Below are 25,290 nucleotides of genomic sequence, written 5' to 3' on the forward strand. Positions count from 1 at the left end.
GCCGGACATGTGTCGTGCTCACTGGTTCTTCCCCCGGCTCTCGATGAGTTCCAGCAGGCGGCGGACGGATTCGCCGACCTCGTGGAACAATCCGTCCTCAGTGGACTGTTCAGGGCGTTCGGCACCCGCGCCGAACACCCGCATCCCGAACGCGCGGCGCAGGTCCGCCCCGGTCTCGCCGAGCGAGTCGGCGTAGTCGGGCAGCGAGCGCATCTCGATGGCGAGCTCGCGCGCCCACTTCGCGGACTGCCGGTGCTTGGACGACTCCTTCGTCAGGTACCCGGCGAGCAGCGCGATCGGGACGGTCGCGGACAGCCGCAGCAGTTCGGCGGTCAGCGAGGCGGGCTCCATCCCGACGTTGATCAGGACGGCGCCGCAGGCGATCAGCACGAGCAGGAGGGCGACGACGTTGCGCAGCAGGTCCGCCCGCTTGCTCTCCTTCTCCGCGTGCTCCGCGTAGTACTCGCCGAGTTCCTTGATCTTGGTGTCGCCCAGGGCCTTCCGGTCGGCGCGCAGCCGCTTGGCCAGCGCCCGCTCGGTCTGCTGCACGAGCCTGCGCGCCTTGAGCTGGCGCGACGCGTCCTTCGCGACGAGCAGCGCCCCGGCTCGCGCGTCCGGGTCGTCGGTCGTCCGCTCGACCACCGAGACGAAGGCGTCGACCGCCTTCTCCAGGTCCTGCCTCAGCCCGGCCGCCAGACCGGTCAGCCGGTCGACGAGGTGGCCGCCGGGCCCGCTCGTCCCCTCCTCCGGCAGGGCACCGCCGTCGATGGCGACCATGCACGCGCCGAAGTCGTCGATGGTGGAGTGGATGCCCGCGACGGCCTCGACGTAGGTCCGGTCCCCCAGCACCGCGTCGCGGATCGTCTCGTCCACCTCGGGTCCGGCCAGGGACCGGTAGACGAACTCGGCGACCAGTCCCACGTCCCCGCAGGCCATCTGCACGCGCCTGTCCGGCACCGCGTTCCAGTCGTCCCGGATCCGGGCGTCCAGCCGGTCGACGGCCTCCGCCGCCTCACCGAGGGTCCTGCCCGCGGGGTCACCCGGTCGCGCCATCGGCTACTCACCACCTTCCCGCTTGAGGAACTCCGCGGCGGGGGTCGCGACCCTGGAGTCCTCCGCCCGCACGGCCTTCCGGCCGATCAGCCCCTTCCAGTTGCCGGTCCACCTGCCAGGAGGGCGGCACACCCGCCGGGCGACCCACTGGAGGGCCAGCACGTCCACGGCGAAGTAGGCCGTGAGCACCCCGAACCACAGCAGCGGGAGCCGCTTGCCCGACTCGACCGAGGACAGGGCGCCGAACCTGGTGCGGGTGTCCGGACGCGGCCCGAGCGCCGCCACCGCACCCGCCAGCTCACCCGCGCGCGTCCGAGCGTCCTCCCGCTGACGGGTGAGGTCGGCGAACCGGGTCTCGGCGGCGGCGCGGACCGTGCCCATCTCGCGCTTCAGGTCGTCGACGTCCCGCTCGACCCGGTGCCTGCGCTCCTTCTTCTCGAAGTACGCGTCACCCTTGCCGGGCTCCTGCGTCCCGCACCCGCCGTCCAGTTCGCACAGCTCGTTGTCGGTCGCCCTGGCGAGTTCGGCCTCCAGGTCGGCGAGCCGCTTCCCGAGCGCGTGGACCGCCGGGTCCAGGTCCACCGGGGGCACCTCGCGCTCCACGACCTCGTTCACGAGGTCCTGGGCGTGCCGCAGCAGGCCCGCCTCCCGGTCCCAGTCCACGACGGCCCGCTCCCCGCGAGCCGTCTCCACCTCGTCGCCGAACACCCAGAAGACCGCCGAGAACGCCACGAAGAACGCCGCGCACAGGCCGAGGGCGTGGCGCCACAGCGGGATCCGCGGCGGGCGCACCTCGCCGAGCACCCGCGTCACCGTGGCGCCGTTCACCGACCAGAGCAGCAGGAACACCGCGACGGTCGCCACGACCGAGACCCACGTCGGCGCCCACGCCCCGACGAAGATCGACAGACCCACCACGGCCGTCGAGACGAACGAGAGCAGCCGCGCCCACCGGTTCAGCTGCCTGAGCCGGGCGTGGTGCCCCCTGGCCTGCCGCTGACCGCGTCTCCGCCTGCCTGCCATGATCGCCCCATCCCCTCATCACGCGAACGGGTTGTTCGGGTCGACGGCGGTGCCCGCGTCCGGCGCGGGACCCGCGTGCCTCGTGCCGCCGGACGTGCCGACGTCGAACGGGTCCGCCGACGAGTAGGAGCTCCCCGACGGGAACGAGGCCGCGAACGGGTCCCCCGCCGGGGCCGACCCGGTGGCGAACGGGTCCGGTGTCGCGAACGGGGTGGCCGGCGGGCCCGCGGTGACGCCGACCGCGCCGAACTCGTCGACGAAGGCGACGGCGGTGTCGTCGCCGATGTCGTGGCGCTCCCCGATCGCCAGCACCACCGGCTGCTCGCCCGGCGCGGTGAGGCTGACGCCGCCGCTGACGCGCCGGACCTCGTAGACGGTCGGGTCGCCGTCGCCCGCGTGCTGGAGCTGGGGGCCGGTGAAGTCGTTCTGCACGACGAACCGGAACACCTTGGCGTTCGCGTCGCGCGGCGTCAGCTCCGACGCGGGGAACCCGCCCTGCCACAGCTGCGCCAGCAGCCCCCGCGCCTTGCCCGCCTCGCTGCGGGACCGCAGCCCCAGCAGCGCCCACAGCGCCCCGGCCAGCAGCAGCACCCCGAGCGGGATCCACAGCCAGAGGTACTTCTCCAGCAGCCCCGGTTCCGGCGCGACCTCGACGGCCAGCAGGCGTTCGGCCACCGGGGTGTTCGCGTCGTCGACGAGGCGCAGCGCCGCCCCGCTGGGGCCGATCGCGGTGTCCGCGCCGAACCGCAGCGCGTACTGGACCTCGGTCTTGCCGGGGGCGGCTTCCACGGTCGCCGGGTCGACGGTCAGCGTCGTCCCGGCCGACGGGCTGTCGATCACGAGCTTCAGCCGGGCGGGCTTCCCGGAGTTGTTGGTGATCGACACGGTGCCGGAGACCGTGCCGCCCGGCACGACGGTCGCGCGGTTGCTGTCGAAGAGGATCTGCGCCTGCACCTGGGCCGCGTCCTCCAGCACCTTCGTCGACAGGACCCTGGTGTCGCCGCCGACCCCGATCCCGGTGACCTCCCCGGTGAACGTGAGGTCGCCGGACGCGTCGTCGGGCACCGTGAACCGCCCGGAGAACGTGCCGTCGCCGTCGCCGTCGGCGAGCGTGACCTTCTGCTCGGGGAAGCCCGAGCCGCCGGTCATGGCGGTGGTGAACGTGAGGCCCTTCAGCATCTCGGGGTCGACGACGGCCCGGCCGCGCGCCCACACCTGCATGTCGACCTCGACCTCCTCGCCCGCGGCGGGCCGCGGCGGGGTGGCGGTCAGGTTCGCCTTGACGGCGGCCTGGTAGACGACGGTCGCGGCCACCTCCTGCGCCGGGATGTCCGACGAGGACAGCCGGACCGTCCACCGCCCCGGTTCGGGGTCGGTGACGCGCAGCGACTCCGTCTCCGTCGACTGCCCGGCGAACTCGAAGTCCGACCCGCCCGCCCTGGGCGCGGGTTCGCTCGCGCCCGGCGCGCGGTACTCGACCTGCACCCGCGCGTCCCGCTTGAAGACGAGGATGGACGCGTCGCTCGCGATGGCCGGGATGTCGACCACGAGTTCCACCGAGCCGCCGGGGGGCAGGACCTCGTTCACCAGCGGGTTGATCTTGACGCAGCTCGCGGAGCTGAGCGCCTCCACGACGGCCGTCCTCAACTCGGCCGCCCCCGGCACCACCCGTTCCCGCGGATTGGGCGCGGCGGGCGTGCAGCTCACGCCCTTCGCGAAGCCGCTGAGGGCATTCGTGTCCACGTCGCCGAATCCGAGCGGCCACACCTGGGCGCCCACGCCGTCCAGTTCACCCAGCACTTCCCGCACTTTCGCGGCAGCCGCGCCATTGCGCCGTTCCGGTGTGTCGCCCCAGGCCGGGCTCTCGGAGACGTCGAGCTTGCCGTCGGTGAGCAGGAAGACGACCTTCTTCTCGGGCACCGCGCCCCCGACGAATGCGAGGGCCTGTTGCAGCGCGGTGGCGTGGTCGGTTCCGTCGCCTTCACCGTCGTTGCGCTTGCGCAGATCACCAATGCATTTGGCGAGCTGGTCGCGCTGTTGCGCGGAATCCAGCTTCGTCGGCTGGCACACGACGTCGACCGCGCTCTGACCGGGCCGCTCGGAGCTGCCGAACCCGACCACCGACACCACCGAACCCGGTGCCAACACGCTGGCCGCGATCGTTCTAGCAGCCTCTTTCTCAGCGGTGACGTCGGCGTCGTCGAGACTGCCCGACTGGTCGACGAGCACGACGACCTGGAGCGCGGGCAGCGTGGCCTGCTGGTCCTGCACAGCGTTCCCGGCAAATGCGGCAGAGGGTGAAATCGCGATTCCGATGCCGAGCGCCACCGTCGACAGCATCCGACCAAACGTGTTGTTCCCGCCATATCCCATGCGGATCAACCAATCCATACTAGTGCTTTCCACAACGGCTCAGCGCCGGATACATTCCAGATCGCCGCGTGGTCGACAGCTGTTACACCAAAGCGGACCACCTTTCACAGCCAACGTAGAACAGGCAGGACACGAACCGCCGCCGAATAGTTCCGTGGACAATAAATGACCAGAATGCGACGTCATTTTGACCAGCAATTGTCCACTTCGCCGGTCGCGGCCGGGACATCAGCGAACGGATTGTTCACCCCATCGAGCGACAAGTGAGGAGTGGTCACGATCGCGCGACGAGGCGGCCCGACCGGAGTCGGGTCGCCTCGTCGGATCGGAGCGGTCAGGAGCAGCGGAAGTTCGCGGCCGACGCCGGGTCGCCGTGGCCGGTGCAGCGGGCCACCATCGGGCAGCGGCAGACGTCGCGGGTGACGGTCCGGCCGTCGGCGCCGGTCACCGAGGCGGCGAGCGTGGCGGACGCCCTGCCCTTCTCCACCCGGTCGACCAGCGCGCCGAGGTCGTCGGTCGGGAACGGGCCCGCGCCGCCGGGCACGCAGTGGTCGACACCGGGCAGCAGGAACAGCCGGTAGAAGTCGTCGACCCTCCCGGCGCCGCCGAGCGCGCGTTCGACCCGCTGCCGGTGGTCGACCGTGCCCGGGGTCGGCACGAGCTGGTCGGTCTGGCCGTGCCAGCTCAGCAGCTCGCCGCCCGCCTTCGCGAACCTCGACGGGTTCGGGTCGTCCGCCCCGATGACGTCGGCGAACTCGCGGTGCGACGCGCGGAAGACCTGCTCGAAGGTCCGCTGGTCCAGCGTCGTGGCGTCGAACGACGGGCCCCCGGTGAGCCGCGGTACGACGCGCACGAGCGGAAGCCGGCCACCGGTCCGGTGATCTCCGTGCCCGCCATCACGATCGGCAGCGACTTCGACGGGGCCGCCGCGGACGGGAGGGCCTGCCGGGCCGAGTTCACCGGGAAGTACGACCACCGGATCTTCGCGGGCATCGGGCGCAACGTCCCCCAGGAGGCGCCGAAGCCGTTCGCGCGGGCCATCGTCGACGCCGACCGCCTCTGAGGCCGCGACGGGACACGTCCGTCTAGAGAATCGACATCGCTAGACATGCCGGGCGATGTGCGAAATGCTGGGCGGACGTGCCCGACACCCCCTGCGGAGAGACCATGCCCCGAGACAGCGCCACGACCGTCACCCCCGACCTGCTGACCGCCGTCACGGCGCTGGCTGAGGCGGAGCGGAACCTGACGGAGCAGCTCCAGGCGCTGTCCCGTGCCAGGGCGGCCCGCCACGACGCGCACGCCCACCGCGACGCCCTGATCCACGCCGAACTGGACCGCAACGTCCCCGTCGTCGAGCTGTGCAAGGTCACGGGCCTGACCCGCGCCCGGATCTACCAGATCAGGGAGAACAAGCCGTAGTCCACGCCGGTCGCCGACGAGGTCGAGGCCCGATCACCGAGGGGCGGGCGGGGTCTCCCACACGTCGGCGAGGCCCCTCCCGAACAGGGTCGCGGTCGACCGCAGGGCGTCGTCGAGGTCGAAGCCGTCCGGCTCGATGAGCGCCTGGAGGTGGATGCCGATGAGCGCGCCGTTGAGCGCCACCGCGAAGGCGTGCTCCTGCCTCGCCGCGGTCTCGGGATCGACGTTCTCGGGGCGCTGGAGGCGGACCCAGAGTTCGAGGCCGTCGCGCCGCTGGGCGAGGAACTCCTGGTACCGCTGGTGCACGGCACCCGTGCTGGTCATGGCCTCGGTCAGGATCATGAACAGCAGCGCCGAGTTGTCGCTGCGGACCCAGGCGGCGTAGTCGTCGAGCAGTTCCGCGAGCGGCGGCGGGGACCGGTGGCGCTCCGGCGCCATCGCGCGGTCGATCGCGCGCTCGACGACGGCGATCACGAGCCCGTCCTTGTTCGTGAAGTGCCACGGGATGGAGCCCCGGCTGATCCCCGAGCGCTCCGAGATGTCCACGAAGGACGTTCGCTCGGCCCCGCGCTCCGCGAACAGCTCCTCGGCCGCGTCCAGGATGCGGCGGCGGCTCTCCTCGCCGATCTCGTCGATCCTGCGCCGTCCTCGGGAACCCACGGTCGTCATCCTAGGTCGACGCCCCCGCGCCGCCCGGTGGCGAGCAGGGCGGGCAGGGCCAGGTCGTCGACCACGTGGTCGAGGAACGCGGCGTCCAGCGGCAGCCGCCACAGCCAGCGCATGAACATCACCGACGCGACGACCTCCTCGAAGACCCGGTGGTCGACCGGACCGGGCAGCTCGCCGCGCCGGACGGCCCGCTCGACCACCTCGGGCGGGAGCCGCGCGCCGCTGGAGAACCGCGTCTCCAGCTCGTCGATCAGCTCGGGGTCCGACGCGCGGGCCTGCACCAGGCCGATCGCGAGCCTGCCGTCGAACCCGTCGAGGACCTCGGCGAAGCGGTGGGCGTGGGCGAGCAGGTCGCCGCGGAACCCACCCGTGTCGACGGACCACGGGGTCAGCCTCCCGTGGTAGCGGGCCATGGCGGCCACGGCGATCTCGTGCTTGTTGCGCCACCGCCGGTAGATGGTGGCCTTCGAGGTCCCGGCGCGGGCGGCCACGGCGTCGATCGTCATCGACACGTACCCGGTCTCGGCGACGAGTTCCAGCATCGCGTCGAGGATCCGGGCGTCGCGGGTGGGATCCAGCGGGCGGGTGGCGCTCATCGCACGAGCATAGGACGCCGCCTTCCCGCCTCTCCAATTGCTCAATCTGACCAGCTCAGAGGCTTTGTCGAAACGAAACCGTTTCGTACGGTAGCCTGGCGAGCCCAGACGTCCAGGAAGGGACACCATGCTCGTCACCTCCTACGCAGCCCGCTCGGCGGGCGCGCCGCTCCAGCGCCACGACCGCGAGACCGGCCCCCTCGGCGCACTGGAGGCCGACGTCCGCGTGACGCACTGCGGGGTCTGCCACACCGACGTCGCGCAGATCGACGACGAGTACGGCATCACCCGCTTCCCCTGCGTCGCCGGGCACGAGGCCGTCGGCGTGGTCGAGGCCGTCGGCGCCGCCGTCGACACCGACCTCCTGCCGATCGGCACCAGGGTGGGCGTCGGCGCGATCGCGGGGGCCTGCTTCCGCTGCGCCCTCTGCCTGAGCGGCAGGCACAACCTCTGCCCGCGGCGCGACGACACCGTGATGCGCGGCGACCGCGGCGCCTTCACCGAGGTGCTGCGCGTCTCGGACTGGCGCACGGCCTACCCGATCCCCGACGCCATCCCCTCGGAGCAGGCGGGGCCGCTGATGTGCGCGGGGGTCACCGTCTTCGCCCCGCTGATCCGGCACGGCGTCCGCCCCGTCGACCGGGTGGCCGTCGTCGGCATCGGCGGCCTCGGCCACCTGGCGCTGCGGTTCCTCGCCAAGTGGGGCTGCGACGTCACCGCCATCTCCGGCTCGCGGGCCAAGGAGGACGACGCGCGCCGCTTCGGCGCCACGTCGTTCATCGCGGCGCGCGAGGAGGGCGCGCTCGCGGCGGCGGCCGGGTCGTTCGACTTCGTCCTGTCCACGGTCTCGGCCGACCTGCCGTGGAACGACTACCTCGACCTGCTGGTCCCGCAGGGCGTGCTCAGCGTCGTCGGCGTGTCGCCCGAGCCGATCTCGGTGCACCCGATGCACCTGCTCCCCGCGGAGAAGACGATCTCCGGCGGCGTGCCCGCGTCGCCGAGCGAGACCCGGCTCATGCTGGACTTCGCCGCCCGCCACGGCATCGGCCCGCAGGTGGAGACCTTCCCGGTCGCCGAGATCAACCGCGCGGTCGAGGTCGTCCGCGGCGGTCGGGCGCGCTACCGGGCGGTCGTCTCCTTCGCCTGACCCGGTTCCGCGCGATCCCCGTGGGCGACCGGTCGGCCGCCCACGGGGATCGGGTCAGACCTGGCAGGGCGAGCCGCCGGGGTTGCCCGCGGTGCCCTCCACGTTGGCCTTCGCCTCACCGATCACCAGGTCGGTGAGCGGCGTGTCGAGCACGACCGCCCGCTGGACGACGCTGGTCCCGGTCGTCGTGGTGCTGTTGAGCTTCAACGAGCCGATCACCAGCGGGATGGTCAGCGGCGCGCTGCCCACCGTCACCGCGACACCGTTCACCTTCAGGCTCGCGATGCTCGACGACCCGGCGAACCGGGGCACCAGACCACCGCCGGGGCCCGCAACGCAGGTGGCGGAGGCGGAGGACTGGATCACGCCCAGCTCGATCGTCACCAGCAGGGTGCTGACGCGCGTCGAGTCGACGCGCGCGGACGCCGTCGCCCCGTCGGTGGTGGCGGGCGGCGACCCGGTCAGGTCGTCGGGCGTCTGGTCCGTGCGCGCGTCGAGCACCTCGGTGCGGACGGTCAGGATGCCCGCCGACAGCTGCGCGGTCGCGAGCGTCTCGTGGTCGTCGACGCACGGCACGTCCGGCGGGTTGGCCCGCGTCGAGACGATGCCCGCGAGGTTCAGCGCGGTGGCCTGGCAGGAGAAGACGCCCGTGCGCTCCGAGGTCGCGATCCGCAGGTCGGACAGCACGGGGCTGTCACCCGCCGCGTTCGCCGTCAGGGTCGCCCGGACCTCGACGTACCGGCCGGTCCTGGCGAACGCCACCCCGTTGGACACCGGGGTGAAGGCCTCACCGGCCAGGCCCGCCTCGGTGTTGGCGGTGCGCGCCTCCACCGCGATGGCCGTGCCCGCGGGCACGCTGCCCTGCGCCTCGGTGTTCCAGGTGACCGTGCCCCAGGTCTGGTCGGCCTGCCCGCCGTCCTGGACGACCGACCAGCTGCCCTGCGGCGCGGTGATCTCGCCGAGCACCGACCCGGTCATGTCGCTGTAGTTGTACGGCCCGGCTCCCGCGCCGAGGTCCACCGTGAGGTCGACGGCCCCCACCGGGTACCCGCCGCCGCCGATCGGCCCCGCCGCCGGGTCGATCCGCTGGGCGTTGTCGGTGCTGATGTTGGTGACCCAGACCTTGCCGTTGGTGTCGACCGCGACCCCCGTCGGACCGACGCCGCCCGGCAGCGGGACAGTGCCGACGTAGGTGCCGTCGGTGCGCAGGTGCCCGACGGTGGTCGCGCCGTTGAGGGAGTGCGCGACCCACACGTTGCCGTCGCGGTCGACCGCGACGCCCTGCGCGTTCTGGCTGCCGTGCTGGAACGCGCCGAGCACGGTGCCGTCCGGGGCCAGCTTCGCGACCCGGTTGCCCGAGAAGTTCGTGCTCCAGATCTCGCCGGTGGTCGAGTCCATGCCCAGTCCGTAGTCGCCGTGGGCGGGGCCGAGGCAGGCGCCGGTGGCCGTCACGGGGTCGTACCGCAGGAGGCCGTTGTTGCGCGCCGACCACAGCGTGCCCGCGAGGTCGATCAGACCGCCGTACCCGCCGCACCCGACGTTGAACTGGGTGCCGCTGGGCTGGCCGTCGGCGTTGAGCAGCTCGTGGTCGAGGTCCTGGCCCCCGGTCCACAACCGGTTCTGGGAGTCGACGGCGACCGTGCGGGTGTTGCTGGCCGTGACCCTGGTGTAGTTGATGACGCACTCGTCGGCCGCGGTGGTGACGCCGCCGTCGTCGTCCGCGCCGCCCGCGTTCGTCCACGGCCGCACGTCGCCCAGCCCACGGCTGGTGGCGATCAGCCCGTCCTGGTTCCGGTCCTCGCACCTGTTGTAGGCGAACGGGCCCTTGAGGAAGTCGCCGACCGGGTTCGGCGACCCGTCGGCGTTCACCCGCGTCCCGCCCTGGATCACCGCGACGCGCGTGACGGACCCCTTGCCGCCCGCGCCCTCGTTGCGGTTGGACAGCCAGGTGGAGCCGAACTTGTCCACCGTCGTGCGGGACGGGTTGCGCCCACGGCCGTCCGGTGCGGACGCCCACTCCCCCACGATGGCGCCGGTGTTCACGTCGATGCGGAGCATCGTGCCGCGCGCGGACGCCGCCACGTTGACGTAGGGGAAGAAGACCGTCGACCTGGTGAGCTGCAACTGGTCGTTGTCGGGCGCGTCGTGGTCCACGTCCTGGAGGACGCCGCCGTCGAAGTCGGCGTCGGTGGTGTAGAGGACGTCCGTGCCCACCACCGGGGCGGCGGACGCGGGAACGGGCAACGCGGCGAGCAGGGCGAGCGAGGTCGCCGCGGCCAGTGCTCCCGGGGTCGATCTCGCTCGGCGGCGGGGGGTTCGTCTCATGACGGCTCCATTCCGATCTCCGGTCGAACCGGACAATCTGCCCAGTTCGCAGGGGATGAGTCGGGCCACCGCCCACTCCGTTACCAGCGCCCGGGATCGCGACCGCGACCGTTCGGAGGACGACCGTCCACAGTCATCCGCTTCCCGCGGGCGTTTCCCACCTCCGGCCGAACCGGGTACCACCGCCGGTGGGCGCCACCGGCGGCCCGCTGCTCCGGACGACACCGCGCCCAGGGCCGACCGGGGCTTTTCGCACGGGTTCGCGGTGTCCCGCCGCCCTGTCCGGCATCCGGGGGAATTTTCCCGGCCACCAGCCGCCGGTCCTCGCCTTCCGCACCGCGGACCACGGCCGCTCACCTAGTGTGCTGGTTCATGGACGGGACAATTCTCGACCCGGACGGGGCGCGCGAGCACCTGGCCGCGTGGCAGGGTCGGATCGACCGGATGGCCAGGGACACCGAGGCGATGCGCAGCAGGCTGGAGGACCTGCGGGTGACCGCCAAGGACCCGAACGGGCTCGCGGAGGTGTCGGTCGACTCGACCGGCGCGCTGGTCGACCTGCGGCTCACCGACCGGATCAACCGGGTGGCGCCGGACGTCGTCGCGCGGACGATCATGGCGACGCTCGGCGCGGCGCGGAACACCCTGGCCGACCGGTCCAAGGAGGTCATCGCCGAGACCGTCGGCACGGAGTCCGCGGCGGCGCGGGCGATAGCGAGCAGCGTCGACCGCCACCTCCGGCGCGACTTCGCCGCGGCGCCCGCCGAACCGCCGGTGCGCCGCGCACGCGCCGACGTGGCCGACGACGACGGCCACGGCTCGATCTACGACACCGGGCGGTGACCGGTGGGGTTCAAGGTCGACATCCAGCAGTTGCGGACCCACGCGCAGAACGTGCAGGCGGTCCGGCAGCGCTTCGACGCCGTGCAGGCGGCGAGCGCGCACATCGCGCGGAACGACCAGGCGTACGGGTTCCTGTGCGGGTGGATCGCCGGGGTGCTGGAGGGCAGGCACCAGAAGCAGGACGAGCTGATCGCCTACGTCGCCGAGAGCCTCGACATCGTGTCCCGCGAACTGGAGCTGAGCGCGGACGCCTACGACACCCTGGACAACGACGAGGCCGACCGGCTCACCAAGGTCGGGGTGGTGGAGCAGCCGTGACGGACGGTTCCCTGATCGCCCCGGTGGAGTCGACCCGCGACCCGTGGACCGGGTCCAGCCTCGCCGACGGCATCGAGGACCTGGTCACCGCGATCAAGAGCGAGAACTGGGTGGCGGGCGCGCTCGCAGGCGCGGGGCTGGCGCTGGAGGCGGGCGCCGTGGCGGTGGACCCGTTCAGCACGCTGCTCGCCAACGGGCTGGGCTGGGCCATGGAGTACTTCGAGCCGCTGCGGGAGGCGCTGGACGAGCTGACCGGCCTGCCCGACGTCGTCCGCTCGCACGCGGCGACGTGGACCGGGATGGCGACCGAGCTGACCGCCATGTCCCAGGACCTCGGCAGGCACCTGGAGAACGACCTGTCGGAGTGGACGGGCGGCGCCGCCGACGCCTACCGCGCCCTGATGGTCAACAACGTGGACGCGATCGGCGGGCTGGCCGCGATCTCCACCGGCCTGGCCGCGGCCACCGAGGGAGCGGGCGGGCTGGTCGAGATGACCCGCGAGATCGTCCGCGACCTGATCGCCGACCTGGTGGCCAGGGTGATCGTGTGGGCGGCCGAGGCGCTGCTGGTCGTGACCATCCCGGTGATCGCGGCCCAGATCGTCGCCGCGGTGGTGAAGTGGGCGGGGCGGATCCTCAACTACAGCAGCTCGCTGATCCAGAGCATCACCAACCTCACCCTGCTGCTGGACGAGTAGGCCGGACATGACACCACGATCACGGCGTCCCGGGGGCGGCGGCGGCACGCCGTCGAGCATCTCCGGCGCCCAGCGGAACACCGAGGGCGTCGCGCAGGCGGGCAGGCCCGGCGGCGCGACGGGCGGCGGGCCGAACCAGCCGAACCAGCCGGGGCAACCCGGTTCCCGTGAGGAGTCGAGCAGGCCCGAGTGGCTGCGGCGGCAGATCGAGGCGGGCAACGAGTTCAACCGGCAGCGCGAGCCCTACTACGAGGAGCGGGGCGGCGCGAACGAGGTGCACGTCGAACCGCGGTCGGAGAAGGGCCAGTACCCGCGGGTCGACTCCTACGTGCCGGACGAGGAGATCGTCAGCCGCAAGCACACCCAGCTTGCGGACGTGCAGGAGAGCACCGCGGTCGGCTACCTCCGCGAGCTCGCGAACACCTACGGTCCCGGAACCGTGGTCGCGGACACCCCGAGCAACCGCAGGGACCTCGGCGACGACGCGATCGGACTGCCGATGTCCGGGGACATGATCCTGGAGGTCCCCGTGCAGCAGAACGGCGTTCCCCCTGCTGTTCTCGCCGAGGCACGGCGCCTGGGTATCATTATCAGGGACGAGAACGGTCGCACCTACTGATCCCGAGACCGCAGGCACGGAGACATGGTCAACTACTGCTTCAAGTGGAACCACGCGGACAACGCCCCCGGCGAACCGCTGACCGAGGCCGAGGCGCGGGTCAAGGACGGTGCGGGCGAGGAGTACACGGCGGTCATGCCGCCCAGGCCGGGCGCGGCGTCGCCGACCCTGGTCACCCCGGTGTGGAAGACCGGGGTCGTCGTGGTGACCTTCCTCGACGACCCCGGCCGCAAGGCGACCGAGTACACGTTCATGAAGAAGACCGACGAGAGCCTCTTCCTGGTCCGCGCCCACCTGTGGACCTACCCGAACGACCAGGCGGGCCTGCGGCTCTCCGACGCGTCGGTGCACGAGACCGTCCACTACCGCGAGGACGGGTACGTCAAGCGGGTCGTGAGGAACAAGGTGGAGCACGTCCAGGAGACCGTCGAGTACACCGACGTGCCGGTCGACACCAACTGGGAGCCGGTGCCCCCGTTCGGCGACTACCGCTCGATCGCCCGCTTCGAACGCGACCAGCCGGTGACCGACCGCGTCCCGTGATCGGCTCCCCCGCTCCGCGCGGGGCGGTGGCCGCTCACAGGTTCCGCTTCTGCACGCCGATGTAGGTGACGCGGCTGTTGTCGCCGTCGCACCACGCGGTGCTGTGCGACTGGAGGCCGGGGGCCCGCCACACGCCCTCGCGGAAGTAGTAGGCGCCGTTGGGGCGCCTGCACGTGATGGTGACCCGGAAGAGGCCGTCGCCGCCCGCGCAGTACGCGCTGCCGCCCGCCCCCTGGTTCGAGGTGGTGCAGGCGCTGGGAGCCGCGTCGGCGACACCGGCGAATCCGAGCAGGCCCGCGCTCGCGACGGCGAACGACAGGGCGGTCCTGGTCATCGAGTTCCTCATGGCGCTCCTTCTCCTCGGGCACGTCGAGCGGTGGATCCTCGGGTGGCGGCCGGTCCACGACCTCCGCCGTCGAACACCCACCGTCGCGGAGCCGGGTTCACCGTGCGCCTGATCCGCGTTGAACCCCCTGCTCACGCTCCTCGCAGGGGCAGGTCCCACCCCCGAGCCGGTCGGGGAGGCCGTGGTTCACCCGGTTTTCCGAGCGTTGTCCGAATTTGTGCGGAGTGGTAGCCGGGACGGCGTGCCACTCTCGCGTCGAACAGTGGGCTCCGTGGGAAGTGGACGGTTCGGGAATGCGGGTCGACGATCGACGGCCGCGCTCCCGGCTGCCCGGCGGCGCTCAGATCCCGTGCTCGCGGATCATCGGGGCCATCAGCTCGGCCCGCACCCTCCACAGAGGACGCCGAGCCGTGAGGACGGTGGCGAACAGCAGCAGGTTGCCCAGCACCGCGGTCACGACGACCAGCGGCACGCTCTCGTTGACACCGCCCAGCACCGCTCCGCCGACGGCGACGCCCACGCCCGCCGCGCACAGCGCCGCCGTGCGCACCGGCTCGTCCCAGCGGAACTCCCGCCCGCGCTCGACCTGGTCGACCAGTTCCCGCGAGCGCCGGACGACGTCCCGGTCCGAGGGGCTCAGCTCGGCCAGGCGGTCGGACACCTTCGCGCACTCGACGAACTGGGCGCCGTTGGCGATCTCCGGATCGCCGTCGCGGGTGACCGACCTGGAGACGTCCGCGACCGCGAGCAGGGCGGCCGCGAGCCGGTCCTGGTCCACGGGTTCCGCCTCGGCCCTGGCCACCTCGGCCCAGGTCTCCGCGAGGGTCCACTCGATCCGATTCCGCACTTCTGCCTCCGATTCCCGTTCCAGGAGAAGGGTTCCATGAGCGATCCGCCCGACGCGAACATAGCGGACGACGACGGCCGCGACCGCCGCCCGCGCACACCGGACCGCGAGCGGGGCCGCCGGTCGGCGCTGCCGGGGTCGCTCCGGTTCGCCGCCGCGGTGGCGGCCGTCGGCCTCGTGGTGAGCCTGGGCTCCGGTCTGGGGACGATCTACGTCCCCAGGCTGTGGCCCGCCGCCGCGGGCACCGCTCCGCCGCCGCCCGGCACGTCGACCACGTCGCCGTACCCCGGCTACGACTACCCCACCACGACCACGACCACGACCTCCACCGTCCCGAGTGGACCGCCCGCCGGCTTCTACCGCCACACCGGGCCGCAGGGTCTCGTCACCGTGCTGCCGAACTCGTTCGTGGCGGGCAGCGGCCAGGCCAGGGGGACCCAGGTGGCGAAGGACCCGGCGGACCCCGAGGTGGAGGTGCGCTTCGGCGGTGACGACCAGGGGCCCGCGGGCCTCCTGGAGACGATCACCGCGGCAGCGGACGCCGAGGCGGGCAAACCCGGCTACACGCGGGTGGAGCTGACGAACACCACCCACGGGAACCTCGACGCCGTCGAGTGGGAGTTCGTGAAGCCCACCGCGAGCGGCGCCCTCCGGCAGACCCGCGCGCACTACTGGCGGGTGGGCGGCGTCGAGTACGTCCTGCTCGTCGCGGCGCCGCCGGACCGCTTCCCCGAGGCCGCGAGGATCCTCGCGACGATGACCGACCACAGCGACACCCCCTGAGGAGCGACACCGACGATGGTCCTGGCCGACACGTGGCGGGCTCGGTTCGCCCCGCAGCCCGATCACCACGACCCCGACCGCCACGAGGCCACGCGCCACCTGTGCGCGGCGGCCCACCTCAGCCGCGACTTCGCGGACGCGGCCCTGCGGGAGCTGCTGGTGGAGCCGACCAGGCCCGCCGCGCCCGCGCCGGGCGTCGACTCCGCGGCCGTGCTCACCGAGGCGCTGGCCGCCCGGCTGCGCACGGACGTCGTCGACGTGCTCGTGCTGGTGCTGCTGGGCCTGGCGTTCTACCTCGTCTTCCCGTTGGCGGTGCTGTGGGTCCTCGTGGCGCTGGTGCTGAGCCTGCCGAAGATCATCCGGGTGTGGCGCGACGCGCGGGCCCGCCGGGCGACCGCCGGTCCGGTGCGGCCCGTCCGCACGGGGCTGATCGTCCTCACCGTCACGGCCTCGCTCGGGTCGGTGGCCGACTCGGTAGGTACGGGCGCGGGCGCTGACGACCTCACCGAGGCCGCGTTCCAGGACGTGACCGGCTACGTGCTGCTCGCGGTGGCCCTGGTGGTGCTGCTGGCCAACCGGCTGGTCATCGCCCACCACGTGACCGACCGCTTCGGCCCGCTGAACCACCGGCCCTCGCGGCCCGTCGACCGCGCCCTGCTCCGCCTGTCCCCCACGCTGGCCGCGCGCGTCGAGGAGCACCACGGCACGGGCAGGCGCCTGCGCACCGGGGTGTCCGAAAAGGACGATCTGGTCCCGCTCCTGGTGCACCGGGGCTACAAGCCGTTCGTGGGCGCGGGCGACATCCACGACCCGTGGACCATCGCCGTGCCGCTGGAACGCCGGAGCGACGCCCCGGCCACCACCACCCCCCTCGACACCGCGACGCTGCTGGAGGGCATCACGAGCAAGGTCACCGACCTGCGCGCCGCGCCGCTGCTCGCCCCCAGCTCCAGGCTGGACGCCCTCGGCGTGGACGACTACGTCGTGGTGGACGCGCAGGGCCTGGTGGACAACCTGTCCAAGGCTCCGTCCGCGCACTACCTCAAGGACCCCGGCGTCCAGCCGTACACCCACGTCCCCCGGTCGCACGCGCACGACCTGCGCGACAGTCCGCTCGAGTGGTCCCGCTTCTACCGCCGCTTCTCACTGGTGACCTGGGAGCACGACCTCGTGGTCTCCGTCTTCGTGCACGTGGCGATGGACGAGTCGACCCTCTACCTGGAGTGGACGCCCTGCGTCCTGCGCCCCGTCAACGCCGAGCTGATGGCCGTCGACGCCGAGCCCACGTCCGCGTGGGTGCCGGTGGGCCGCGCCGTCAAGGACCTCGTGCTGCTGCCCGCGAGCGCGCTGTCCCGCGCCCTGCGCCTGGTCGTCCGCCCGCGCGCGCTCCGCCCGGACCGCGGCCGGGTGAACCCGGACCGCTACGGCTCCCTGCTGACCCTGCGCGAGATGGCCGCGGACGTGGAGCTCCGCAGCTACTTCCAGCAGGCCGACGTGGAGCGGTACACCCACCTCCTGCGCACCCGCGTCACCCTCGCCGTCTCGGAGATCCTGCGCACGGCCGGCTACCACACGGCGTCCTTCGACCAGCAGGTCCAGTCGGTCGTCAACACCACCGTCAACACGGTCACCGTCGCCGAGGGCGGCACCGTGACCGGCTCCGTCCTCCAGACGGGATCGCTGAACGGCGACGTGGACATCACCGGCTGACCAGCACGCCAGCCGCCCCCGCCGTCTCCGCGCGAACGGCGGGGGCACGCCGCTCGTCACACGGTGACCTCCGGGCCGCAGAACCCGGTGGCGAGGTTGCAGATGTGGAAGTGCCGGAAAGTGCCCCGCGGCGGGTAGAAGGTCCCGCAGCCGCCCCGCGGGGTGGTGTAGCTGCCTCCCATCTCCTGGCCGGTCACCACGGCGTAGGCGTAGTGCACGCGAGTGGTCGACCCCGACCCGGCGCACGCCGACCCGACGGACGGGTGGACGGAGGCGTTCGATCCGGGAATCGTGGAGGACGCCGCGTGCGCCGTCCCCGTCAACGCCGTCGACGCCGCGCCGAGGCTCAGCAGTGCGACGAGGGCCCCCTTGAGGAGGCCACCACCCACCCGTCCTGAGCGCCACCCACGCGCGGGGCGCACGGCACCGGTGTCCTTCGATCGGCCGTTCTCCTCCATGGTTCTCTCCTCCTCGGTCGGGTACTGGTGGCAGCCGGCGCGACCGCGTCGGGTCAGTAGCAGCCGTCCCACGGACCACCGGCGATCAGCCACACGGAACTGGCTTCGTTGCCCAGCCCCACGCCGTTGCCGGGTTGGCCGTCATCGGACAGGTTCTGCACGGAGCTGTTCGGGTTCACGCAGAACAGGAACCCGCCGTAGTTCACGTCGGCGTACCAGAAACTCGCGTAGTCCGTGCTCGTGGAATTGCTGACGGTTCTGATGTTGTTGTCCGCCACCACGCCGGTGTTGAACGTGTTGTCGCGGAAGTCGGGGTCGCTGGTGAAGAAGCTGATCTTGCCGGTGCCGAACCCGATGTCCCAGCCGCAGTGGTAGCCGGTGGAGCAGTTCGGCCCGGCCCAGGCCTGTGACGTCGGCACGACCAGGGTCGCCGCCACCACGGCCGCGACGGCTCCGACGAACGGGACGGGGTTGCGCATGGTTCCCTCCTCCGTGTCACCCTTCGAGTTCGCGCGGCGCGGAGGCGACCCTCCCACACGGGCACCGGGTGGAACGGGTGCTTCGAACAGGGTCTAAACGCCGTGCGGTCCGACCGGTCGCGACCGCGGTCAGCCGACGGGAACGGAGGTGAGGAGCCGCAGTCCCAACGGCGTGATGAGGTGCGTCGCGACGTTGTCGTGCCGGTCGGTCGTGATGAGCCCGGCACCGCGCAGGACGCTCGTGTGGTGGCTGACGGTGGCCGGGGCGACGCCGACCCGCCGCGCCAGGCCGGTGGTGCTCGTGCCGGTGACGACCGAGCGCAGGATCGTGGCCCTCGTGGTGCCCAGCAGCGCGGTCACGTGGTCGCCGCCGCCGTGTCCACCGGCCAGGAGGCGGGACTCGGGCCGGATCGGGAACACCAGGACCGGGGGCAGCAGCGGGTCCGCGAGGGCCACGGGGTGGTGGACGCAGAAGTAGGAGGGGATCAGCAGCAGGCCGCGGCCGTCGAGGTGCAGGTCGCGGTCGACCGGGTAGTCGACCGCGAGGACCGGCGGCCGCCAGTTCGCGGGCGGCCCGAGCCAGCCCAGCAGCCCCTCCGGGCCCGCCCGCAGGTACCGCTGGATCCCGGCCGCGCACTCGGTGCGCAGCCCGTCGTCGACCACCCGCAGGTGTGGTTCGACCAGCGCTCCGAAGTACACGTGCAGGGACCGCCCCAGGTGTCGCAGCGCCGCCGACTTCCCGCGGGCGAGGTCGGCCAGCCACCCCGACGTCGGACCTCCGGTCGGGTGGAGGCTGCCGACCTCCGCGCGCAGGCGGCGCGGCGGTGTCGACAGAACCGCGTCGACGCACCCGTCGAAGTCGGGCACGTCGGCCGTGGGCGTGAGGAAGTCCGGGAAGTAGCTCGCGTGCGGCGCCACCGCCACCAGGGTCCGCACGGCCGCCCGCAGCTCGCCGTTCCGGCTCGCGCTCTCCCGCACCCGACGGCGCCAGGAGTCGACGGACAGCCCGCCACCCGCGTGCTGGAGGGCCTGGACGCTGCTGACGACCTCCCACAGGAGGTCGACCTCCAGCTTCAACCGCGTCCGCGCGATGTCCGCGTCGGTGAAGTGGATGCGCAGTTGCGGCACGTCGTCCCCCCGGACCCGCTGAACGCGCGGTCGCCCCCCGACCGCACGCCCTGGCTACCGGATTCCCGACCTGCCGGTGCGCGGGTTCCCGGCAGGACCATCCGATAGGAGCAACCAGGGGGCGCACCTGGTCGGCCTAGCGCGCAGGAGCCGCCGGGCGGGGACCAGGACCGGCACGCGCTCAGGTCTCCAGCAGTTCCCGGTCGACGTCGACCCAGCGCATCTCCTGCCCGAGGGCGACGATGTCGTAGCTGAGGTTCAGGAAGTCGACCACCTCGGCCGTCGCGATCACCGCGGTGACCTCGGGCTCCCCACCCGCGCGCAGCCCCAGGGCGAAGTGGTCGGCGTCGCCGCGGGCGATGCTCATGGCGGTGGTCTCGCAGCCGACGAGCAGGCCGTCGTCCAGGCGGTCGCGTTCCACGGTCCACGACCGCGAACCGAGGTCCGTCGTGGTGGACACGGTCACGGCCAGCGGGTCCTCGGTGTCGTAGGCGAAGGTGACGAAGCCGATGGACGCCTCGCCGCCGGACAGCGCCAGTCCGGCGGCCACCGTGGACGTCACCGAGATGTTGAAGGCCATACCAGTCCCTGGGGGTCGGGGGCGGTGCCGAAATTCGATTCAAAACCGTTTCACCAGACTCCCCGATGCCGCGCCGAACCACAAGGGGAGATCGTGGGGACGCCCGCCGCGACGGGTGACCCGCACCACGGGAAGACGTGTCGACCGCCGCCGATCGGGCGTTACCGACCCGGCAGCACCGGGCTCGCGTGCACGGCGTCGAGCACCAGCCGCACGGCCTCGGGCAGCGACGTCGGGCGTCGCGCCGACTCGGGCACCCGAACCTCGGACCAGCCGCTCCCCGCGAGCACGACCACCAGATCGGGGTGCTCGGCCAGTTCCGCGACCGGCACCCGCTCGGCCAGGTCGGCCCGGTGCGCCCACACCACGACGGCCGCGGGCGCGAGCTTGCCGATCGCCTCCCGCAGCGCCTCGGCGGGCACGCGCGCACCGAGGTTCAGCCACGTCTGGCCGCGCTCGGACAACGCGGCGCCGAGCACCTCCAGCGGCAGCGTGTGCAGCTCCTCGGGAGCGCACGCCAGCAGCGCCACCAGCGTCCCCTGCCGGGCCGGAGGCGGGATCTCGCGCAGGGCCTGGAGGATCGCCGAACTGGCGACGTGCTCGACCTCCACCCCCTTGCCCTCGGCGGTGATCCACTCACCCAGGTCGACGAGCATCGGCGTGAAGACGCGCTCCCACGCGAGCACGACCCCGTGCTCGGCGATCAGTCGCGCGGCGATCTCCCGGACCAGGAACGCGTCCAGGCGGTTCGCCGCACGGCGCAGACCACCGCGCGCCATCCGCCACGACGGCACCTCCGCGGGCTCCCCGGCGTCCTCGACGACCGCGGTGCCCTTCTTGGCCATCGCCGCCGCGGCGGCGGACGCGATGCCCGACGCCGTGAGCGCGAGCATCCGCCGCACGCGGTCCACGTCGTCGTCGGTGTAGCGGCTGTGCCCACCCGGCGTGCGGGCGGTCGGCCCCAGGTCGTACCGGTGGCTCCAGGTGCGCAGGGTGTTCGGGGAGATGCCGAGCATGGCGGCCACCGCGCCGGGCGTCCACAACGCCCGGAGCTCGACCCCCTCGGAGGGTGGAACGCTCTCCGCGGTCATCGGTGCTGCTCGAGGGAACGCCCCGCGTCGTGGCCGGACCACGACCGCCGGATCGCCAGTTCGTCGCGCACCCGCGCCCTGGCGACCGGCAGTTCGGCTCGTTCCCCGAACTCCGCCCGAAGGGCCTGCACCAGCCTGGCACGCACGGCACGACCGTACAGGTCCCCCGCTTCGGCGGGGACGAAGTTCTCCCGCAGGAGGCGCCACGCCGTGGCCTCCGCGCGACGGCGTGGCGCGCACGTCACCACGACGTGCCACACCAGGCGGATCATCCGGTCCTCCAGACCGGTCATGTCCGCCTGTGCCGCTCCGAGATGATCGCGCGCAGCTCGCTCTCGCCCAGACCACCCCAGATCCCGTAGGTCTCCTCGATCGTCAGCGCGTGCGCGCGGCACTCGACCATGACCGGGCACCGGGCGCACAGCTCCTTGGCCCGCGACTCGCGCCGCTCCCGAGCCGAACCCCGTTCGTTGGGGGTGTGGAAGAACAGGGCGCTGTCCACGCCTCGACACAGACCGGAGAGCTGCCAGTCCCACGACTCGGCGACCGGCTTGGGCAAACGCGACAATTCGGGCATAGGTCCCACGTTCCTCGGCTGCGGGGTCACGGTGATCAGACCCTACAACCGTTTCAGAACCGTTTCAACTTGAGCCAGCACCATCGGGTGAATCGACCGCCCGCGGGCCCCCGGTCGTGGTGCCGGACAGTTCCCCGCACCGCGTCGTCCAGCGACTCGGCGCCGCGCTCGGCGTGCTCGACGACGACGTACCCGGTGGTGGAGGCGCGCCGACGACGGGGAGCTACGGGACCGGCGCTCCGGCGCACGTCCCGGTGCCGGTCCTGCCGGTGTCGAAGAAGGTGACCGCCGACTCGGCGCACGGCAGGCTGGACAGCGACCCGTGGGCGTCGTCCTCGACGGTCAGCACGTCACCGCCGACGAGCGCCCGCACCTCGTGCGTCCACGGGTACGGCGTCACCGGCTCGTACCGGTGCCCGACGAGTTGCAGCGGACTCGCGCCGCGACCGAACCGCACCGCCTCCGCGTCCCTCGGCCAGCCGACGCAGCGGCGCTCGTAGGCCGGGTACCCGCCCGCCACGGGGTAGCGGGCCACGCGTTCGGCGCGGTGCCGCGCCACCGAGGCGAAGTCGCGCGGGCTGTCGGAGGTGTTGCACAGCAACGCCGTCTGCGCGAACACCCACGACCGGTACCGGTCCACGTCCCACCCGAACCCGCCGTTCGCACCGGCCCGCACGGCGGTCGTGCCGCCCTCGGCGAGCACGGTCAGGCGTGCCGCGAGATCGGCCCACTCCCGGCGGGGGTTGGCCAGCATCATGCTCACCGTCGTCCCGTCGACGACGGTGCCGTCCGGCGCGGTCCTCGGGTGTTCGGTCAGCTCCGCCCGCAGGTCCAGCAGCCGCCGGGACACCGCGTCGGTCGACGCGCCGAGCCCGTACACCCCGTGGCGGGCCGCGATCCACTCGGAGAACAGCCGGAACGTCTCCTGGCCCGCGGCGGCCTGCCCGTCGTCCATCGCGGTCGTGCTCATCGTCGGCGTCAGGACGGAGTCGAGCAGCATCCCGTCGACGTGGCGGTCGAACAGCGTCCGGTACGCGGCGCCCAGCGCCGTCCCCCACGACACCCCGTAGAACCCGATCGTCCGGACGCCCAGCGCCTGCCGGACCCGGTCCAGGTCGCGGGCGACGTTCGTGGTCGTGAGCGACGCGGCGAGCGCGGGGTCCCGGTCGAAGCACGCCCGGTTGTGCTCGGCGGTGCGCCGGGCGCGTTCCTCGTCGGGCAGTCCGGGCTCGACCTCCTCGTCCGGGCAGTCGACGGTGGTGCTGTACCCGACGCCGCGCGGGTCGAAGCCGACCAGGTCGTGCCGCTCCCCGATCCCGGCCGCCCGGCTCTCGGCGATGTCGGCGGGCATCGTCGTGCCGGGGTGCCCCGGCCCTCCGGGGTTGAACACCACGACGCCCTCGCTCCGACCGACGGCCCGGATCCGGCTCACCGCGATGTCGATCGTCCGACCACCGGGATCCGCGTGGTCCAGGGGCACCGCGACCGTCGTGCACTCCGACCGGCGGTCGGCCTGGTCCCAGTCCTTCGCGACGTCGGCGCACGGCCTCCAGGTCAGCCGGGTCCCCCCTGCCGACGCCGGGGCGGCCACGAGCGGTACCACCGATACGGCGACCAGCAGCGACGTGACGAGTGTTCGACGGCTCATTCCCCGATGATCGCGAGCGATCCCGTCCCCGTGCGTCCTCCCCTGGTCGCGGACCGACTACGACCTCGGGAGGACGGGACGCCGTCAGCCCGTCTCGCGCACCACCAGCCGGTGCGGGGCGATGACGCTGCGCGGGGACGTCGACCCGGAGGTCAGGAGGTCCAGGGCGAGTTCGGCGATCCGGTCCTTGTCCGGGGACACCGTCGTGAGCGCCGGAACGCTGAACCGGCCGTCCTCGACGTCGTCGAAACCCACCAGCGCCACCGATCCCGGCACCGCGACACCGCGGTCAGCCGCCGCCCGCAGCGCGCCCAGCGCCAGTTCGTCGGTGAAGCAGAAGACCGCGTCCGGCGGGCGGGGCGAGTCCAGCAGCCGCAGCATCGCCTCGTGGCCGTCGGCGCGGTGCAGGCGCCGCACGGGCACCTCCAGGTCGGGGTCGGCGGGCAGCCCCGCCCCGGCCAGCGCGCTCCGGTACCCGGCGAGCCGCTGGCGCGCGGTCGCGTTCAGCGACCCCGGCTGGACGCCCACCGCCGCGATCCGCCGCCTGCCGCGCGCCAGCAGGTGCTCGGTGGCCTCGCGCGCCGCCGCCACGTTGTCGATCACCACGTGGTCGACGCCCGCCGTGCCGTCGTGCTCCCCGAGCAGCACCAGCGGGACGGTGTCGGTGCGGGAGGCCAGCTCCGCCGGGGCCACCCCCCACGGGCTGAACAGGACGCCGTCGACCAGCTGGCCGCGCCGCCCGTGCAGCAGCTGGGTCTCGCGCTCGGCGTCACCGCCGGTCTGGTCGATGAGCACCGTCAGGCCCCTGGCCTCGGCGACGCGCACGGTCCGCGCCGCGAGTTCGGCGTAGTAGGGCGAGTCGATCTCCGGGATCACCAGCGCCACGAGACCGGTCCGGCCGCGCCGCAGCGTGCGGGCGGCCATGTTGGGCCGGTAGCCGAGGGCGTCGATGCTGGCCTGCACCCGCTCCCGCGTCGCGGGCGCGACGTAGCGGAACTGGTTGACCACGTTGGACACCGTGCGCACCGACACCCCGGCGTGCTCGGCCACGTCCCGCAGCTTCGGGTTCATCGTCGTCCTCCCCCACTCCGTGGCAGCATAACTCTTGCAACGTGGCATGCCACGTTGCAAACTGGCCGGGACACGCTGCCGCGCCACACGGAGGCCGACATGACCGCGCACCCCACCGCTCTCCCCGCCGCGGAGGTCGCGGCGTTGACCGCCCGCCTCCAGGAGGACGGCATCATCGGCCTGCCGGAGGCGTTCAGCCGCGACTGGGTGCGGCGGCTGGGCGAGGACGTCGACGCGGCGTTCACCGAGGCGCGGTCGCGCCCGGACGGCGCGGTCGGCCGCGGCCCGAACCGCTACTACGTCGAGATCCACCCCGAGCAGCTGAGCGGCTTCGCCGACCTGGCCTCCCACCCGTGGATCACCGCCGTCGCGGAGGCCGTGCTGGGCCCGGACTACCGGATCGTCGAGGTCGGCTTCGACGTCCCGCTCGCGGGCGCGGTCGACCAGCCGTGGCACCGCGACTTCCCCACGCCGGAGGAGACCTCCCGCCACCGCAGGCTGAACTCGCTCGCCGTCAACGTGACCACCGTCGACACCGAACCGGACATGGGGCCGTTCGAGATCGCGCCCGGCACGCACTGGGACGACGGCGGCGCGTTCGAGCACGGCATGTTCCCGCCGAAGGACGCCTACCCGCGCTACCGCGAGCTGGCCGTGCGCAAGTTCCCGCGGATGGGCGACATCTCGATCCGGTCGGCGCTGACCGTCCACCGCGGCACCGCGAACCACTCCCCGAAGAGCCGCCCGGTCCTCGTCCTGGGCCTCGACGGGCCGGGAGCGGGCAACAGCGCCCGCCACGACACCGCCGTGACCCAGGACTTCTGGGCGTCACTTCCCGACCAGGTCCGCGCCCACCTCGACTGCCCCGTCGTCGACACCCTGCGGCCCATCACCCAGAAGCACACGATCGAGGGACTGGTGATGGGCGCGTCCGACTCCTGAC

General features: G+C 72.8%; 29 protein-coding genes. 11 read left to right on the top strand and 18 right to left on the bottom strand.

Annotation, left to right across the window (positions count from 1 at the left end):
• Positions 1 to 18 precede the first annotated feature (18 nt).
• From VFZ92_RS21075 to VFZ92_RS21090, 4 genes are all read right to left on the bottom strand, one after another.
• On the bottom strand, positions 19 to 1,053 hold the full coding sequence (locus tag VFZ92_RS21075; protein ID WP_330877711.1) for a hypothetical protein: 1,035 nt from the start codon (positions 1,051 to 1,053) through the stop codon (positions 19 to 21).
• A gap of 3 nt (positions 1,054 to 1,056) precedes the next feature.
• The gene (locus VFZ92_RS21080) at positions 1,057 to 2,076 is read right to left on the bottom strand and encodes a DUF4407 domain-containing protein (RefSeq protein ID WP_330877712.1); all 1,020 of its coding nucleotides are present in this window, start codon (positions 2,074 to 2,076) and stop codon (positions 1,057 to 1,059) included.
• A gap of 18 nt (positions 2,077 to 2,094) precedes the next feature.
• A complete protein-coding gene (locus VFZ92_RS21085) occupies positions 2,095 to 4,347 on the bottom strand; it encodes a VWA domain-containing protein (protein ID WP_330877713.1) in 2,253 nt (750 codons plus the stop codon).
• 436 nt (positions 4,348 to 4,783) lie between these two features.
• Entirely contained in the window at positions 4,784 to 5,302 is a 519-nt protein-coding gene (locus VFZ92_RS21090; protein WP_330877714.1) for a tannase/feruloyl esterase family alpha/beta hydrolase, read from the bottom strand.
• A gap of 33 nt (positions 5,303 to 5,335) precedes the next feature.
• Here VFZ92_RS21090 and VFZ92_RS21095 point away from each other — a divergent pair, with 33 nt between their 5' ends.
• Positions 5,336 to 5,512, top strand: a complete 177-nt coding sequence (locus VFZ92_RS21095; RefSeq protein WP_330877715.1) for a hypothetical protein — start codon at positions 5,336 to 5,338, stop codon at positions 5,510 to 5,512.
• A 104-nt stretch (positions 5,513 to 5,616) separates the two neighbouring features.
• Positions 5,617 to 5,871, top strand: coding sequence for a hypothetical protein (locus tag VFZ92_RS21100; RefSeq protein ID WP_330877716.1), 255 nt, complete (start codon positions 5,617 to 5,619; stop codon positions 5,869 to 5,871).
• A gap of 33 nt (positions 5,872 to 5,904) precedes the next feature.
• Here the strand turns inward: VFZ92_RS21100 and VFZ92_RS21105 are convergent, their stop codons facing one another.
• A complete protein-coding gene (locus VFZ92_RS21105) occupies positions 5,905 to 6,531 on the bottom strand; it encodes a TetR/AcrR family transcriptional regulator (RefSeq protein WP_330877717.1) in 627 nt (208 codons plus the stop codon).
• Between the two features lie 5 nt (positions 6,532 to 6,536).
• Positions 6,537 to 7,136, bottom strand: a complete 600-nt coding sequence (locus VFZ92_RS21110; RefSeq protein ID WP_330877718.1) for a TetR/AcrR family transcriptional regulator — start codon at positions 7,134 to 7,136, stop codon at positions 6,537 to 6,539.
• A gap of 127 nt (positions 7,137 to 7,263) precedes the next feature.
• On the opposite strand from VFZ92_RS21110, the gene VFZ92_RS21115 reads away from it, so the two are divergent.
• Positions 7,264 to 8,283 (top strand): NAD(P)-dependent alcohol dehydrogenase, encoded by a 1,020-nt coding sequence (locus tag VFZ92_RS21115; protein ID WP_330877719.1) that lies wholly within the window; start codon positions 7,264 to 7,266, stop codon positions 8,281 to 8,283.
• Positions 8,284 to 8,337: 54 nt separating this feature from the next.
• Here VFZ92_RS21115 and VFZ92_RS21120 read toward each other — a convergent pair whose 3' ends face one another.
• Complete coding sequence (locus VFZ92_RS21120; RefSeq protein ID WP_330877720.1) at positions 8,338 to 10,608, bottom strand: hypothetical protein; 2,271 nt, start codon at positions 10,606 to 10,608, stop codon at positions 8,338 to 8,340.
• A 372-nt stretch (positions 10,609 to 10,980) separates the two neighbouring features.
• Between VFZ92_RS21120 and VFZ92_RS21125 the strand changes: the two genes are divergently transcribed.
• From VFZ92_RS21125 to VFZ92_RS21145, 5 genes are read left to right on the top strand one after another with little or no spacing between them, the layout of a single operon-like run.
• Entirely contained in the window at positions 10,981 to 11,451 is a 471-nt protein-coding gene (locus VFZ92_RS21125) for a YbaB/EbfC family nucleoid-associated protein (protein WP_330877721.1), read from the top strand.
• A gap of 3 nt (positions 11,452 to 11,454) precedes the next feature.
• On the top strand, positions 11,455 to 11,769 hold the full coding sequence (locus VFZ92_RS21130; RefSeq protein WP_330877722.1) for a type VII secretion target: 315 nt from the start codon (positions 11,455 to 11,457) through the stop codon (positions 11,767 to 11,769).
• Positions 11,766 to 12,467 (top strand): WXG100 family type VII secretion target, encoded by a 702-nt coding sequence (locus tag VFZ92_RS21135; RefSeq protein WP_330877723.1) that lies wholly within the window; start codon positions 11,766 to 11,768, stop codon positions 12,465 to 12,467. The genes VFZ92_RS21130 and VFZ92_RS21135 overlap by 4 nt, the downstream gene beginning before the upstream one ends.
• Positions 12,468 to 12,474: 7 nt before the next feature.
• Positions 12,475 to 13,086, top strand: a complete 612-nt coding sequence (locus VFZ92_RS21140; protein ID WP_330877724.1) for a hypothetical protein — start codon at positions 12,475 to 12,477, stop codon at positions 13,084 to 13,086.
• A gap of 24 nt (positions 13,087 to 13,110) precedes the next feature.
• Positions 13,111 to 13,629 (top strand): hypothetical protein, encoded by a 519-nt coding sequence (locus VFZ92_RS21145; protein WP_330877725.1) that lies wholly within the window; start codon positions 13,111 to 13,113, stop codon positions 13,627 to 13,629.
• 34 nt (positions 13,630 to 13,663) lie between these two features.
• Here VFZ92_RS21145 and VFZ92_RS21150 read toward each other — a convergent pair whose 3' ends face one another.
• Positions 13,664 to 13,975 carry a hypothetical protein gene (locus tag VFZ92_RS21150; protein WP_330877726.1) on the bottom strand — a complete coding sequence of 104 codons (312 nt, stop codon included), beginning with the start codon at positions 13,973 to 13,975 and terminating at the stop codon, positions 13,664 to 13,666.
• Between the two features lie 340 nt (positions 13,976 to 14,315).
• Positions 14,316 to 14,822 carry a hypothetical protein gene (locus VFZ92_RS21155; RefSeq protein ID WP_330877727.1) on the bottom strand — a complete coding sequence of 169 codons (507 nt, stop codon included), beginning with the start codon at positions 14,820 to 14,822 and terminating at the stop codon, positions 14,316 to 14,318.
• A gap of 36 nt (positions 14,823 to 14,858) precedes the next feature.
• Here VFZ92_RS21155 and VFZ92_RS21160 point away from each other — a divergent pair, with 36 nt between their 5' ends.
• Positions 14,859 to 15,605, top strand: coding sequence for a hypothetical protein (locus tag VFZ92_RS21160; RefSeq protein ID WP_330877728.1), 747 nt, complete (start codon positions 14,859 to 14,861; stop codon positions 15,603 to 15,605).
• Between the two features lie 15 nt (positions 15,606 to 15,620).
• Positions 15,621 to 17,315 (top strand): hypothetical protein, encoded by a 1,695-nt coding sequence (locus VFZ92_RS21165; RefSeq protein WP_330877729.1) that lies wholly within the window; start codon positions 15,621 to 15,623, stop codon positions 17,313 to 17,315.
• A 56-nt stretch (positions 17,316 to 17,371) separates the two neighbouring features.
• On the opposite strand, the gene VFZ92_RS21170 is transcribed toward VFZ92_RS21165, so the two are convergent.
• From VFZ92_RS21170 to VFZ92_RS21210, 9 genes are all read right to left on the bottom strand, one after another.
• Complete coding sequence (locus VFZ92_RS21170) at positions 17,372 to 17,773, bottom strand: hypothetical protein (RefSeq protein WP_330877731.1); 402 nt, start codon at positions 17,771 to 17,773, stop codon at positions 17,372 to 17,374.
• A 53-nt stretch (positions 17,774 to 17,826) separates the two neighbouring features.
• Positions 17,827 to 18,252 carry a peptidase inhibitor family I36 protein gene (locus VFZ92_RS21175; protein ID WP_330877732.1) on the bottom strand — a complete coding sequence of 142 codons (426 nt, stop codon included), beginning with the start codon at positions 18,250 to 18,252 and terminating at the stop codon, positions 17,827 to 17,829.
• Positions 18,253 to 18,381: 129 nt separating this feature from the next.
• The gene (locus tag VFZ92_RS21180; protein WP_330877733.1) at positions 18,382 to 19,380 is read right to left on the bottom strand and encodes an ArsR/SmtB family transcription factor; all 999 of its coding nucleotides are present in this window, start codon (positions 19,378 to 19,380) and stop codon (positions 18,382 to 18,384) included.
• Between the two features lie 181 nt (positions 19,381 to 19,561).
• Positions 19,562 to 19,960 (bottom strand): SsgA family sporulation/cell division regulator, encoded by a 399-nt coding sequence (locus VFZ92_RS21185; RefSeq protein WP_330877734.1) that lies wholly within the window; start codon positions 19,958 to 19,960, stop codon positions 19,562 to 19,564.
• 161 nt (positions 19,961 to 20,121) lie between these two features.
• A complete protein-coding gene (locus VFZ92_RS21190) occupies positions 20,122 to 21,051 on the bottom strand; it encodes a MerR family transcriptional regulator (protein WP_330877735.1) in 930 nt (309 codons plus the stop codon).
• Positions 21,048 to 21,344 carry a hypothetical protein gene (locus tag VFZ92_RS21195; protein WP_330877736.1) on the bottom strand — a complete coding sequence of 99 codons (297 nt, stop codon included), beginning with the start codon at positions 21,342 to 21,344 and terminating at the stop codon, positions 21,048 to 21,050. The genes VFZ92_RS21190 and VFZ92_RS21195 overlap by 4 nt, the downstream gene beginning before the upstream one ends.
• On the bottom strand, positions 21,341 to 21,628 hold the full coding sequence (locus tag VFZ92_RS21200; protein ID WP_330877737.1) for a WhiB family transcriptional regulator: 288 nt from the start codon (positions 21,626 to 21,628) through the stop codon (positions 21,341 to 21,343). Before VFZ92_RS21200 ends, VFZ92_RS21195 begins: the two co-directional genes overlap by 4 nt.
• A gap of 223 nt (positions 21,629 to 21,851) precedes the next feature.
• A complete protein-coding gene (locus VFZ92_RS21205; RefSeq protein ID WP_330877738.1) occupies positions 21,852 to 23,276 on the bottom strand; it encodes an alpha/beta fold hydrolase in 1,425 nt (474 codons plus the stop codon).
• An 84-nt stretch (positions 23,277 to 23,360) separates the two neighbouring features.
• The gene (locus tag VFZ92_RS21210; RefSeq protein WP_330877739.1) at positions 23,361 to 24,347 is read right to left on the bottom strand and encodes a LacI family DNA-binding transcriptional regulator; all 987 of its coding nucleotides are present in this window, start codon (positions 24,345 to 24,347) and stop codon (positions 23,361 to 23,363) included.
• 99 nt (positions 24,348 to 24,446) lie between these two features.
• Between VFZ92_RS21210 and VFZ92_RS21215 the strand changes: the two genes are divergently transcribed.
• Positions 24,447 to 25,289, top strand: a complete 843-nt coding sequence (locus VFZ92_RS21215) for a phytanoyl-CoA dioxygenase family protein (RefSeq protein WP_330877740.1) — start codon at positions 24,447 to 24,449, stop codon at positions 25,287 to 25,289.
• Position 25,290: the final 1 nt, after the last annotated feature.

Source organism: Umezawaea sp. (assembly GCF_036375055.1).
GTDB lineage: Bacteria > Actinomycetota > Actinomycetes > Mycobacteriales > Pseudonocardiaceae > Umezawaea.

What these genes read in the sequence shown, in the direction of transcription:
- VFZ92_RS21075 (WP_330877711.1), bottom strand. Translation starts at nt 1,053, where the DNA reads ATGGCGCGACCGGGTGACCCCGCGGGCAGGACCCTCGGTGAGGCGGCG.
- VFZ92_RS21170 (WP_330877731.1), bottom strand. Translation starts at nt 17,773, where the DNA reads ATGGAGGAGAACGGCCGATCGAAGGACACCGGTGCCGTGCGCCCCGCG.
- VFZ92_RS21080 (WP_330877712.1), bottom strand. Translation starts at nt 2,076, where the DNA reads ATGGCAGGCAGGCGGAGACGCGGTCAGCGGCAGGCCAGGGGGCACCAC.
- VFZ92_RS21160 (WP_330877728.1), top strand. Translation starts at nt 14,859, where the DNA reads ATGAGCGATCCGCCCGACGCGAACATAGCGGACGACGACGGCCGCGAC.
- VFZ92_RS21145 (WP_330877725.1), top strand. Translation starts at nt 13,111, where the DNA reads ATGGTCAACTACTGCTTCAAGTGGAACCACGCGGACAACGCCCCCGGC.
- VFZ92_RS21215 (WP_330877740.1), top strand. Translation starts at nt 24,447, where the DNA reads ATGACCGCGCACCCCACCGCTCTCCCCGCCGCGGAGGTCGCGGCGTTG.
- VFZ92_RS21175 (WP_330877732.1), bottom strand. Translation starts at nt 18,252, where the DNA reads ATGCGCAACCCCGTCCCGTTCGTCGGAGCCGTCGCGGCCGTGGTGGCG.
- VFZ92_RS21115 (WP_330877719.1), top strand. Translation starts at nt 7,264, where the DNA reads ATGCTCGTCACCTCCTACGCAGCCCGCTCGGCGGGCGCGCCGCTCCAG.
- VFZ92_RS21190 (WP_330877735.1), bottom strand. Translation starts at nt 21,051, where the DNA reads ATGACCGCGGAGAGCGTTCCACCCTCCGAGGGGGTCGAGCTCCGGGCG.
- VFZ92_RS21140 (WP_330877724.1), top strand. Translation starts at nt 12,475, where the DNA reads ATGACACCACGATCACGGCGTCCCGGGGGCGGCGGCGGCACGCCGTCG.
- VFZ92_RS21195 (WP_330877736.1), bottom strand. Translation starts at nt 21,344, where the DNA reads ATGACCGGTCTGGAGGACCGGATGATCCGCCTGGTGTGGCACGTCGTG.
- VFZ92_RS21165 (WP_330877729.1), top strand. Translation starts at nt 15,621, where the DNA reads ATGGTCCTGGCCGACACGTGGCGGGCTCGGTTCGCCCCGCAGCCCGAT.
- VFZ92_RS21205 (WP_330877738.1), bottom strand. Translation starts at nt 23,276, where the DNA reads ATGAGCCGTCGAACACTCGTCACGTCGCTGCTGGTCGCCGTATCGGTG.
- VFZ92_RS21210 (WP_330877739.1), bottom strand. Translation starts at nt 24,347, where the DNA reads ATGAACCCGAAGCTGCGGGACGTGGCCGAGCACGCCGGGGTGTCGGTG.
- VFZ92_RS21185 (WP_330877734.1), bottom strand. Translation starts at nt 19,960, where the DNA reads ATGGCCTTCAACATCTCGGTGACGTCCACGGTGGCCGCCGGACTGGCG.
- VFZ92_RS21100 (WP_330877716.1), top strand. Translation starts at nt 5,617, where the DNA reads ATGCCCCGAGACAGCGCCACGACCGTCACCCCCGACCTGCTGACCGCC.
- VFZ92_RS21120 (WP_330877720.1), bottom strand. Translation starts at nt 10,608, where the DNA reads ATGAGACGAACCCCCCGCCGCCGAGCGAGATCGACCCCGGGAGCACTG.
- VFZ92_RS21110 (WP_330877718.1), bottom strand. Translation starts at nt 7,136, where the DNA reads ATGAGCGCCACCCGCCCGCTGGATCCCACCCGCGACGCCCGGATCCTC.
- VFZ92_RS21125 (WP_330877721.1), top strand. Translation starts at nt 10,981, where the DNA reads ATGGACGGGACAATTCTCGACCCGGACGGGGCGCGCGAGCACCTGGCC.
- VFZ92_RS21150 (WP_330877726.1), bottom strand. Translation starts at nt 13,975, where the DNA reads ATGAGGAACTCGATGACCAGGACCGCCCTGTCGTTCGCCGTCGCGAGC.
- VFZ92_RS21200 (WP_330877737.1), bottom strand. Translation starts at nt 21,628, where the DNA reads ATGCCCGAATTGTCGCGTTTGCCCAAGCCGGTCGCCGAGTCGTGGGAC.